Annotated in this window: 3 protein-coding genes; 1 reads left to right on the top strand and 2 read right to left on the bottom strand. The window is 56.6% G+C overall.

Annotation, left to right across the window (positions count from 1 at the left end):
- The first annotated feature begins 91 nt into the window (after positions 1-91).
- A complete protein-coding gene (gene clpA, locus VF672_RS00865) occupies positions 92-2,362 on the top strand; it encodes an ATP-dependent Clp protease ATP-binding subunit ClpA (protein WP_065833780.1) in 2,271 nt (756 codons plus the stop codon).
- A 162-nt stretch (positions 2,363-2,524) separates the two neighbouring features.
- Here clpA and infA read toward each other — a convergent pair whose 3' ends face one another.
- Together infA and VF672_RS00855 are read right to left on the bottom strand one after the other, a co-directional pair.
- Positions 2,525-2,743: a translation initiation factor IF-1 gene (gene infA / locus VF672_RS00860; RefSeq protein WP_002553999.1), complete on the bottom strand. Its 219-nt coding sequence runs from the start codon at positions 2,741-2,743 to the stop codon at positions 2,525-2,527.
- A gap of 100 nt (positions 2,744-2,843) precedes the next feature.
- On the bottom strand, positions 2,844-3,273 hold a 430-nt coding region (locus VF672_RS00855; protein WP_331100409.1), incomplete at its 5' end, for an arginyltransferase.

Genomic DNA, 3,273 nt, shown 5'->3' with positions numbered 1-3,273 from the left:
GAACCAATACGCCAGGGAAAGCCAGCATCCGCTACTCTGTGAGATCGAGAAGGACGGTTAAACGCCGACCACTTGGGTATGAGGTGAAGCTATGTTAAACCGTGAGCTCGAAGTCACCCTCAATCTGGCCTTCAAGGAGGCTCGCTCCAAGCGTCATGAATTCATGACCGTCGAGCACCTCCTGCTGGCTCTATTGGATAATGAGGCTGCCGCCACTGTTCTGCGTGCCTGCGGCGCAAACCTCGATAAGCTCAAGCATGATCTGCAGGAGTTCATCGACTCCACCACGCCGTTGATCCCGGTCCACGACGAGGATCGCGAAACCCAGCCAACCCTGGGTTTCCAGCGTGTGCTGCAGCGTGCTGTCTTCCACGTGCAGAGTTCCGGCAAGCGTGAAGTCACCGGCGCCAACGTGCTGGTTGCGATTTTCAGTGAGCAGGAAAGCCAGGCAGTGTTTCTGCTCAAGCAGCAGAGCGTTGCACGCATCGATGTTGTCAATTACATCGCGCATGGCATTTCTAAAGTGCCTGGGCACGGCGATCACTCTGAAGGTGAGCAAGATATGCAGGACGACGAGGGCGGTGAGTCTTCTTCTTCAGGCAATCCTCTGGATGCCTATGCCAGCAACCTCAACGAACTGGCACGCCAGGGTCGTATCGACCCGCTGGTTGGTCGTGAGCTTGAGGTCGAGCGCGTTGCGCAAATCCTCGCCAGACGCCGGAAAAACAACCCGCTGCTGGTTGGCGAGGCTGGCGTGGGCAAGACTGCAATCGCCGAAGGCCTGGCCAAGCGTATTGTCGACAATCAGGTACCTGATCTGCTCGCCAACAGCGTCGTCTACTCCCTTGATCTCGGCGCATTGCTGGCCGGTACCAAGTACCGTGGCGACTTTGAGAAGCGCTTCAAAGCGTTGCTCAATGAGCTGAAAAAACGTCCGCACGCCATCCTGTTTATCGATGAAATCCACACCATCATCGGTGCCGGTGCTGCATCCGGCGGCGTGATGGATGCTTCGAATCTGCTCAAACCGCTGCTTTCCTCGGGTGATATCCGTTGCATCGGTTCCACGACGTTCCAGGAATTTCGTGGCATCTTCGAGAAAGATCGCGCGCTGGCACGCCGCTTCCAGAAAGTCGATGTGTCTGAGCCGTCGGTGGAAGACACCATCGGTATTCTTCGAGGCCTCAAAGGGCGTTTCGAGCAGCACCACAATATCGAGTACAGCGATGAAGCACTGCGTGCAGCTGCCGAGCTGGCCTCACGCTACATCAATGACCGGCACATGCCGGACAAGGCGATCGACGTGATTGACGAAGCAGGTGCCTATCAGCGTCTGCAGCCAATCGAGAAGCGCGTCAAACGGATTGAAGTGGCGCAAGTTGAAGACATCGTCGCGAAAATCGCGCGTATTCCGCCTAAACACGTCAACAGCTCCGACAAGGAACTGCTGCGTAATCTTGAGCGCGATCTCAAGCTGACGGTGTTTGGTCAGGATGCCGCTATCGATTCACTGTCGACAGCCATCAAATTGTCTCGTGCGGGCCTGAAGTCGCCGGACAAGCCAGTCGGTTCCTTCCTGTTCGCCGGTCCTACCGGTGTCGGCAAGACCGAAGCGGCTCGTCAATTGGCCAAGGCGTTGGGTATCGAGCTGGTGCGTTTCGACATGTCCGAGTACATGGAGCGTCACACCGTATCGCGTTTGATCGGTGCGCCTCCAGGCTATGTCGGCTTTGACCAGGGTGGTTTGCTCACTGAGGCGATCACCAAGCAGCCGCATTGCGTGTTGCTGCTCGATGAGATCGAAAAAGCGCACCCCGAAGTCTTCAACCTGTTGCTGCAAGTGATGGATCACGGGACTTTGACCGACAACAACGGGCGCAAGGCTGACTTCCGCAACGTGATCGTGATCATGACCACCAACGCAGGCGCAGAAACAGCAGCGCGTGCATCCATCGGCTTTACCCATCAGGACCACTCGTCTGATGCGATGGAAGTGATCAAGAAGAGCTTCACGCCTGAGTTCCGCAACCGTCTGGACACCATCATCCAATTTGGTCGCCTCAGTCACGAGGTTATCAAGAGCGTGGTGGACAAGTTCCTCACCGAGCTTCAGGCGCAGCTGGAAGACAAGCGAGTCCTGCTCGAAGTCACCGATGCGGCCCGCAGCTGGCTGGCGGCGGGTGGGTACGACGCACAGATGGGTGCTCGACCAATGGCGCGTTTGATTCAGGACAAGATCAAGCGTCCGCTGGCTGAAGAGATCCTGTTCGGCGAACTGGCTGAGCACGGCGGTGTTGTGCACATCGACGTCAAGGATGGCGAGATGACCTTCGATTTCGAGACCACGGCCGAAATGGCCTAAGCCTCGAAGGCAGCTCCGAAGGCAGCTCCGAAAGCAGCTCCGGAAAAAGCCCCGCGTCTCGCAAGAGTCGCGGGGTTTTTTGTGGGCGACACGCTCGCATTCGACAAAATTCAGACGAACAAAAACGCCCGGCAGATGCCGGGCGTTTTTGTCAAGACTTGCTTAACGGGCGCGGTAAGTAATGCGCCCTTTGCTCAAGTCGTAGGGCGTCAGTTCAACACGCACCTTGTCGCCGGTAAGAATACGGATGTAGTTCTTGCGCATCTTGCCGGATATATGCGCGGTTACGACGTGCCCATTTTCCAACTCCACACGAAACATGGTGTTGGGCAGGGTGTCGACGACAGTGCCTTCCATTTCGAAGCTGTCTTCTTTCGACATGCAGTAAAGCCCTCGGTATCCAGTGAATGGCCCGGTGCAACTGCGCCAGGCAAAAGCGGCGTGCATTGTGCCCGAAAAAGGGTGTTCAAGCCAAGGGGTTCTAGTTAAGCGTGACCCATCTTTGATTAATCAGCAGCTCAATGGGCCGATATTGGGTCTTGTAGTTCATCTTTTTGCAGTTCTTGATCCAGTATCCGAGGTACACCGCCTCCAGTTCCAGGCGCAGCGCTTCACCGATCTGCCAGAGAATCGCAAAGCGCCCCAGGCTGCGGCGTTCTTCAGCAGGTTCGTAGAAGGTGTACACCGCCGACAGGCCATTGGGCAGCAGGTCGGTCACCGCCACTGCCACCAGCCGCCCGTCGAGGCGAAATTCGTAGAAGCGCGAAAAAGGCAGGTCACGCACCAAAAACGTCGAAAACTGATCGCGGCTGGGTGGAAACATATCGCCGTCGGCGTGGCGTTGTTCGATGTAGCGTTGATAAAGGTCGAAATATTCTTCGCTGTACTGCGGCTTGACCGCGGTCACCGTC

The sequence above is a fragment of the Pseudomonas sp. genome (assembly GCF_036387035.1).
Classification (GTDB): Bacteria; Pseudomonadota; Gammaproteobacteria; order Pseudomonadales; family Pseudomonadaceae; genus Aquipseudomonas.
This window is presented reverse-complemented; position numbering and strand designations above follow the sequence as displayed.